The 7,264-nt window shown below is 64.0% G+C and carries 7 protein-coding genes and 1 tRNA gene; 2 read left to right on the top strand and 6 right to left on the bottom strand.

Translation table 11 applies throughout. From position 1 onward, the window contains the following. Nucleotides 1-149: 149 nt before the first annotated feature. Entirely contained in the window at nt 150-2,081 is a 1,932-nt protein-coding gene (dxs, locus tag ACLPJJ_RS14120; RefSeq protein WP_443591626.1) for a 1-deoxy-D-xylulose-5-phosphate synthase, read from the bottom strand. A 285-nt stretch (nt 2,082-2,366) separates the two neighbouring features. On the opposite strand from dxs, the gene ispH reads away from it, so the two are divergent. Next, nucleotides 2,367-3,320, top strand: a complete 954-nt coding sequence (ispH, locus tag ACLPJJ_RS14115) for a 4-hydroxy-3-methylbut-2-enyl diphosphate reductase (RefSeq protein WP_443591625.1) — start codon at nt 2,367-2,369, stop codon at nt 3,318-3,320. 24 nt (nt 3,321-3,344) lie between these two features. Continuing rightward, a complete protein-coding gene (gene hpnH, locus ACLPJJ_RS14110) occupies nt 3,345-4,499 on the top strand; it encodes an adenosyl-hopene transferase HpnH (protein ID WP_443591624.1) in 1,155 nt (384 codons plus the stop codon). A gap of 41 nt (nt 4,500-4,540) precedes the next feature. Here the strand turns inward: hpnH and ACLPJJ_RS14105 are convergent, their stop codons facing one another. The 5 genes from ACLPJJ_RS14105 to ACLPJJ_RS14085 all read right to left on the bottom strand — a co-directional run. Further along, a complete protein-coding gene (locus ACLPJJ_RS14105) occupies nt 4,541-5,191 on the bottom strand; it encodes a phosphorylase family protein (protein ID WP_443591623.1) in 651 nt (216 codons plus the stop codon). A gap of 66 nt (nt 5,192-5,257) precedes the next feature. Then, nucleotides 5,258-5,332, bottom strand: a tRNA-Lys gene (locus tag ACLPJJ_RS14100). Between the two features lie 196 nt (nt 5,333-5,528). Further along, complete coding sequence (locus ACLPJJ_RS14095) at nt 5,529-6,017, bottom strand: peptidylprolyl isomerase (protein WP_443591622.1); 489 nt, start codon at nt 6,015-6,017, stop codon at nt 5,529-5,531. Between the two features lie 59 nt (nt 6,018-6,076). Next, nucleotides 6,077-6,583 carry a pantetheine-phosphate adenylyltransferase gene (gene coaD, locus ACLPJJ_RS14090; protein WP_443591621.1) on the bottom strand — a complete coding sequence of 169 codons (507 nt, stop codon included), beginning with the start codon at nt 6,581-6,583 and terminating at the stop codon, nt 6,077-6,079. Then, a partial coding sequence (locus ACLPJJ_RS14085) for a DNA gyrase C-terminal beta-propeller domain-containing protein (protein ID WP_443591620.1) occupies nt 6,576-7,264 on the bottom strand: 689 nt, incomplete at its 5' end. The genes ACLPJJ_RS14085 and coaD, both read right to left, overlap by 8 nt.

Genomic DNA, 7,264 nt, shown 5'->3' with positions numbered 1-7,264 from the left:
TCGTCAAGCGCCGTGGCGGGGGCCGACTCCGGCGTGGCGGCGAACGCCGCCTGCACCAGGAAGAAACCCAGAGCCAGCAGCGAGGCCTTGATAGATGTCTTCATGTGACCCTCATTGAAAGGTGGTTTCATGCGATCCTTAATAAAGGATCACTGTGCCGGAATTGCGAACGCATCATGCATTGATTCGATGCCTAATGCCGAAATTGCGTGGGTCACGATGTGGCTGGCGGTCAGCCCGGCATCGATCAGCTGTGCCACCGGGGTGTTGTGGTCGATCAGCCGGTCCGGCAGGGTCATCGGACGGAACTTCAGCCCCTTGTCGAAGGCGCCGGTCCAGGCCAGGCGATGCGCCACGGCAGCGCCGAAGCCACCCGCCGCACCTTCCTCGATTGTGATCAGCACCTCGTGGTGGCGGGCGAGCTGGTCGATCATGGCCGTGTCGAGCGGCTTCATGAAACGGGCATCGGCCACGGTGCAGGGGAACCCGCGCGCGGCGAGCTCATCGGCGGCGATCCGGGCATCGGCCAAACGCGGGCCGAGGGCCAGGATGGCGATCTTGCCACCTTCCTGCAGGATGCGGCCCTTGCCGATCTCCCATACCGAGCCACGGGCCGGCAGTGCCACACCCAGCCCCTCGCCGCGCGGGTAGCGGAAGGCGGAGGGACGGTCGTCGATGGCGGCGGCGGTGGCCACGGCGTGCATCAGCTCGAGCTCGTCCGACGGCGCCATGATCACCATGTTCGGCATCGGGCCGAGGAAGCACATGTCGTAAGCGCCGGCATGGGTCGCGCCGTCGGCGCCCACCAGACCGGCACGGTCCATGGCGAAGCGGACGGGCAGGTTCTGCAGCACCACGTCATGCACCAGCTGGTCGTAACCGCGCTGCAGGAAGGTGGAATAGATGGCGCAGAACGGGGCCAGCCCTTCCGTCGCCATGCCGGCGGCGAAGGTCACCGCATGCTGCTCGGCGATGCCGACATCGAACATGCGGTTGGGGAATTTCGCCTCGAACTTGTCCAGCCCGGTGCCGGGAGACATGGCGGCCGTAACGGCGACGACGTTCGGATTCGCCTCCGCCTCGGCGATCAGCGCCTTGGCGAACACGGAGGTATAGGTCGGCGGGCCGGGCGGAGCCTTCTTCTGCTCGCCGGTGATGACGTTGAACTGGGAGACGCCGTGGTACATGTCCGCCGCCGCCTCGGCCGGGGCATAGCCCTTCCCCTTCTTGGTGACGACATGCAGCAGCACCGGCTCCTGCGAGTCCGAGTCACGCAGGTTGCGCAGCACCGGCAGCAAGTGGTCTAGATTATGGCCATCGATGGGCCCGACATAATAGAAGCCGAGCTCCTCAAACAGCGTGCCGCCGGTGAGGATGCCACGGGCGTATTCCTCGGCGCGGCGGGCAGTCTGCCCGATCTGGCGCGGGAAGTGCTTGGCCATCTTGGCGGCGAAATCCCGCAGGCTCATGAAGCTGCGCGACGAGATCAGCTTGGACAGATAGGCGCTCATCGCCCCCACGGGCGGGGCGATCGACATGTCGTTGTCGTTGAGGATGACGATCAGGCGGGACTTCATGGCCCCCGCGTTGTTCATCGCCTCATAGGCCATGCCAGCACTCATCGAGCCGTCGCCGATCACGGCGATGACGTTGCGCGGGTCCGGCTCCTGCTTCAGGTCGCGGGCCACGGCCATGCCGAGCCCGGCGGAGATGGAGGTGGAGGAATGGGCGGCGCCGAACGGGTCGTACTCGCTCTCGGAACGGCGGGTGAAGCCCGAGAGCCCGCCCGGCTGGCGCAGGGTGCGGATGCGGTCACGCCGGCCGGTGAGGATCTTGTGCGGGTAGCACTGGTGGCCGACGTCCCAGATCAGGCGGTCACGCGGGGTCTCGAACACCGCATGGATGGCGACCGTCAGCTCAACCACGCCAAGCGACGAGCCGAGATGCCCGCCGGTGGTGGAAACCGTGTCGATGGTCTCGGCGCGCAGTTCGTCAGCCAGCTGCTTCAGCTGGTCGGCGGAAAAATTACGCAGGTCGGCGGGAATCTTAACCCTGTCGAGAAGCGGTGTCCGCGGCGGCATCAGTGAGTTCCCCCAGTAAGCCGCGCCTCTTGATTCCGCATTATGGTTTCGTCCTTCGCTCTAACCAAAAAAACCCAGACTGCCTTTTCCGGCGGGCCGTCTGTTACTCCGAGATTCTCGGACACATAAGGGACCCCGAATAGAAAAGCCAGCCATGCTACCCCGCTCAAACCGGCGGGTAAGAAACTTCTTCATATCCCCAAGCTTGCGGATTATGGAAGCAATGACCTATTGCAGGCATGAGAAAGCCACGCAGCGTGACCCACAGGCAACAGGACGGACGATATGGACGGTGCCCAGACCACTAAGACGATACGAGTGATCCTCGCCCAGCCGCGCGGATTCTGCGCAGGCGTGGAGCGGGCGATCGACATCGTGGAGCGCGCCCTGACCAAATTCGGCCCGCCGATCTATGTCCGCCATGAAATCGTGCATAACCGTCATGTCGTGGAAGACCTCCGCGCCCGCGGCGCCGTGTTCGTGGACGAGCTGGACGAGGTGCCGGAAGGCGCCTGGACCGTGTTCTCCGCCCATGGCGTGGCCCGCAAGGTGGTGCAGGCCGCGGCCGACCGCACCCTGCCGGTGATCGACGCCACCTGCCCGCTGGTCGCCAAGGTGCATGCCGAAGGCCGACGCTACGCCGGCCAGGGCCGCGAGATTGTGCTGATTGGGCATGCCGGCCATGCCGAGGTTGAGGGCACGATCGGCCAGATCGATGGCACCGTGTACCTGGTGCAGACGGTCGAGGACGCTGAGACGCTGGAAGTCCAGGACCCGGACAAGCTGGCCTACATCACCCAGACCACCCTCTCGGTAGACGACACACGCGGCATCATCGCGGCGCTGCAGGCCCGCTTCCCCCAGATCACCGGGCCGGATGTGAAGGATATCTGCTACGCGACCCAGAACCGCCAGGAGGCGGTGCACCAGTTGGCCGAGCTGGTGGAAATGATCCTCGTCGTGGGCAGCAAAAACTCCTCCAATTCCAACCGCTTGCGCGAGATTGGCGCCGAGCTGGGCCACCCGGCCTATCTTATCGACGACGCCTCCGCCCTGAAGCCGGAATGGTTCCAGGGCGTGACCACCGTGGGGCTGACCGCCGGCGCTTCCGCGCCGGAAGTGCTGGTGCAGGGCGTGATCGAGGGGCTGAAGCAATTCGGCAACGTGAAGGTCGAACTCCTGGCGGGCACGCCGGAAGACGTTAAATTCAAACTGCCGGCCGAAGTGGCCAGCATATAAATATTATAAAGGACGGGGCTTAATATGGGTGTACCGTTGAACCAGGCGCTGCGTGTGGGCGCCTATGTCGTCAAGCAGCATCTCAAGGGCAACAAGCGCTACCCGCTGGTGCTGATGCTGGAGCCGCTATTCCGCTGCAACCTGGCCTGCCAGGGCTGCGGCAAGATCGACTATCCGAACGAGATCCTGAACCAGCGCATCTCGGTTGAGGACGCGATCAAGGCCGCCGAGGAATGCCCGGCGCCGATCATCGCCATCGCCGGCGGCGAGCCGCTGCTGCACAAGGAGATGCCGCAGATCGTGGAGGCCTATCTGAAGATGGGCAAGTTCGTGATCCTGTGCACCAACGCGCTGCTGCTGGAAAAGAAGATCGACCAATACAAGCCGCACAAGAATTTCTGCTGGGATATCCACCTGGACGGCGACAAGGAGATGCACGACCGCGCCGTGGACCAGGAAGGCGTGTACGAGCGCGCCGTGGCCGCGATCCAGCTCTCCAAGTCCAAGGGCTTCCGCACCAGCATCAACTGCACCCTGTTCGATGGCGCCGACCCGGACCGCGTGGCGAAGTTCTTCGACACCGTCGCGGACATGGACATCGAGGGCGTGATGACCTCCCCCGGCTACGCCTATGAGCGCGCGCCGGACCAGCAGCACTTCCTCAACCGCACCCGGACCAAGGAACTGTTCCGCGCCATCTTCCGCCGCGGCAAGGAGAGCGCCAAGCGTGGCAAGAAGTGGAAGTTCACGCAGTCCCCGCTGTTCCTGGACTTCCTAGCCGGCAACCAGACCTATGCCTGCACGCCCTGGGGCAACCCGACCCGCAACGTGTTCGGCTGGCAGCGCCCCTGCTACCTGCTCGGCGAAGGCTACGCCAAGAGCTTCAAGGAGCTGATGGAAACCACCGACTGGGATAAATACGGCGTCGGCAATTACGAGAAATGCGCCGACTGCATGGTGCACTCGGGCTTCGAGGCCACCGCCGTGATGGACTCCATCAAGAATCCTTGGAAGCTGGCGCAATTCGCCCTCACCGGCATCAAGACCGAAGGCGCGATGGCCAAGGACATCCCGCTGGACAACGCCCGCAAGGCGGATTTCAACGTGTTCTCCAAGCATGTCGAGACCAAGATGGCCGAGATCCACGAGAAGAAGGCCTCCGCCCTGCCGGCGGAGTGATGCAAAAAGGGGGCTTTAAGCCCCCTTTTCTTTGGGAAAAGCTAGAAAGTCCGCGCCGGGAGGGTTTTCACCCGGGCGATCAGCGCGGCGCGGGCCGCCTTGGCATCCTTGCCCAGGGCGATAAGAGCGGGAATCTGCTTCGGCTGCTTCAGCACCGCGATCAGCACCTTGCCCAGATCCACGCTGCCATCGTCCTTCAGCGCCACCATCGCGGCGAGCGGCAGGTCCAGTTCGGCCGGGTCAGTCACGGCACGCAATACCGCGAAGGGCAGCGCCTTCTCCGTCGCGACTCGGGCGACCGCGCCCGATTCGAGATCGATGGCGGCGGGGCGGCTGCGCTGGTACAGCAAGGCTTTGTCGTGCGTGGTGGCGGCGATCTTCTGCCCGGCGAGCACGGGCGTTCCCGTGGAACCGCCGAGGAATTCCATCAGCCTGAAATCGCAGACATAGGTGCGGCTGCCCTCAATCACGGCCGGAGGGACAAGGATACTGCCTGGCTTCAGCCCGGGCTTCAGCCCGCCCGCCAGGCCGAAGCTGATCAGCCCCTGGGCACCGGCCTTGGCCAGCGCCTCGGCCGCGCGCTGGGCCCCGTAAGGGGTACCGCCGCCCGCCTGGACCATGAAACCCGCCTCGCGCAGCCAGCGCGCTTCCGCGGTCAAACCTGTGATGATACCGATTTTGTCCCGTTCCATGCCACAACCATAGCACCTTCCAAAGGTTGTGCGAACAACATGAAAATCGCGTGGACGTTGAAACCTTGGTGAGCCCGGTGGGGGTCGAACCCACGGCCGTCCGATTAAAAGTCGGATGCTCTACCACTGAGCTACAGGCTCACAAGAGTTTAAAAGGGGTGCCGCGCGGACACCCCTCGTTGGGGGCAAGAACCATCTTTCCGCCCCCCAAGTCAAGAGACGGGTTAGAGGTTGTTTCAGAAGTCGCTCTGGCGTGCTGAATAGCTGTGATTTTCGAGCACCGGAGCGCAGAAAAACGCTGCTAGGCAGCCGCCAGAGTAGACTGTGATACAGCCTCTTAGACCACGACCATCTTGATGATGGAATCCGGGTCCTGCACCTGGCCGTTGGAGCCGGTGCCCTTCTTGATCTGCTGCACAGCATCCATGCCCGCCGTCACCTGGCCGACAATGGTGTACTGGCCGTCCAGGAAGGTGGACGGGGCGAAACAGATGAAGAACTGGGAGTTGGCGGAGTCGGGGTCCGAGGTGCGGGCCATGCCCACCGTGCCGGTGAGGAAGCTGGCATCCTGCGTGAACTCGGCGGGCAGGTTAGGAAGCTGCGAGCCGTTCATGCCGGTATTGGTCGGGTCGCCCGTCTGCGCCATGAATCCGGCGATGACGCGGAAGAACTTGCAGCCATCGTAGAAGCCCTGGGCCGCGAGGGTGCGCAGCCGCTCGGAGGCTTGCGGCGCGAGGTCCGGGCGCAGCTGAATCGTGACGTCGCCGTATTTCAGCGTCATCTTCAGCGTGGTGGAGGTGGAGGTGTCGGCTTGCGCTTCGCTCATGGAAACTCCGGTTGAAAGAGGAATTGCGGCGGCGGTGGTGAGAAATTTGCGGCGGTCGATCATGCTTCACCTTTCAGTTTCGCCATGGTTTTTTCGGCCGTCAGCTTCGGCACGAAACTCGTGATGTCACCGCCAAAGATGGCGATGTCCTTCACGAATCGCGAGGAGATGAACTGGTGCGTCTCGCTCGCCATCAGGAACACGGTCTCGATCTTGGAATCAAGCCGGTAATTCATCCCGGTCATCTGGAATTCATAGTCGAAATCGGAAACGGCGCGCAGGCCCCGCACGATCATCTGCGCCCCGACCTCGCGCGCGAAGGCGATCAGCAGCGTCGAGAACGGGCGGACCTCCACCGCGATACCGGCGCGCTTGGCAATGGGCCGCACCTCGGCTTCCACCAGCGCCACCCGCTCCTCCAGGCTGAAGATTGGCCCCTTGCCAGGATTCACCGCGACGCCGATCACCAGCTTGTCCACCAGCTTGGCGGCGCGGGTGATAATGTCGACATGCCCGTTGGTGATCGGGTCGAAGGTGCCAGGATAAAGCGCGATTCGCTCACGCATCCTCAGCCTCCTGCTCCAGCACCGGGAACACGCTGGTCACGCGCTCGTCCTCGTCCAGGCGGAACAGCGTGACACCCATGGAGGCGCGGCCGGTGATGCGCACCTGGTCCACCGGCACGCGGATGAGGCGCCCGCCATCGGTGACGAGCATGATGTCATCACCCGGGCGCACGGCGAAGCTGGCCGCCACCGCATTGCCGTTACGGCGCGCATTCAGCGTGATGTTGGCGATGCCCTGCCCGCCGCGGCCGGTGACGCGGTATTCATAGGCCGAGGAGCGCTTGCCAAAGCCCGAGTCGGTGACGGTGAGCAGAACCTCCTCCGCCGCTGCCAACTCGGCGATCCGCGCCTCGGAGAGGGCGACGTCCGCCACGCTTTCCTCGGCCTCGGTGGCTTCGGCCTCTTCATCCGCGCTGCGGCGCTGCTTCAGATACGCGGCGCGCTCCTCCACGCTGGCCTCGACATGGCGCAGCACGGAGAGGCTCATCACCTCATCCCCCGCGCCGAGCCTGACGCCGCGCACGCCAGTGGAGTCGCGCCCAGAGAACACACGCAGATTCTCATCGGTGATCTGGAAGCGGATGCAGCGGCCAAGCTTTGTGGCAAGGAACACATCATCCCCGTCACGGCAGGTGGCAACACCGATCAGATGATCGTCCTCATCCAGCTTCATTGCGATCA

Origin of the sequence: Acidocella sp., assembly GCF_052326845.1 — a bacterium.
Taxonomy (GTDB): Bacteria; Pseudomonadota; Alphaproteobacteria; order Acetobacterales; family Acetobacteraceae; genus Acidocella.
Note: the sequence above shows the minus strand (reverse complement) of the source record. Positions and strands in the feature narration are given on the sequence as shown.